The organism is Rothia nasisuis, from assembly GCF_928381405.1.
GTDB lineage: Bacteria > Actinomycetota > Actinomycetes > Actinomycetales > Micrococcaceae > Rothia > Rothia nasisuis.
This window is the reverse complement of record NZ_CAKMSB010000059.1, coordinates 1-401: the sequence shown is the minus strand read 5'-3', so window position 1 is coordinate 401 and position 401 is coordinate 1. Positions and strand designations below refer to the sequence as shown.

At 69.1% G+C, this 401-nt stretch carries 1 protein-coding gene; it reads left to right on the top strand.

Features of this window, described 5'->3' with window-relative positions; all coding sequences use genetic code 11:
* Window positions 1-31: 31 nt before the first annotated feature.
* A partial coding sequence (locus tag L6966_RS12025; protein ID WP_237233478.1) for a cation-transporting P-type ATPase occupies window positions 32-401 on the top strand: 370 nt, incomplete at its 3' end.

The window sequence follows — 401 nt, the reverse complement described above, 5'->3', positions numbered from 1 at the left end:
ATCAAGGGCCGCGCCGGGCAGGTGGTGAAGCATGCGCCTGCCTTCAACCCGCCCCGCTCACATCTTGTCCCTGCTCAGCCACTCCGCGCGACTTGGCACCCGCCAACACGCCGAAACTTCTGATGAAACCCAGGCGCTGATCGACATCGGGCGCCGCGAGGCCGCCGACGCCTGCGCGCAGCTCGGGACCTCAGCCGCTGGCCTGAGCATGGCCGAAGCCACGGCCAGAGCGCGCGAACACGGCCCGAACACCGTGACACGCGATGAGAGGCCGACCGTCTGGCGCGAACTCTGGGGCCGGGCGGCAAACCCGCTGAATGCCTTGCTGGTGAGCCTCGCCATAGCATCCTTTCTGCTCGGCGATGCGCGCGCCGGCGCCGTGGTGTTGGCGATGGTGGTGC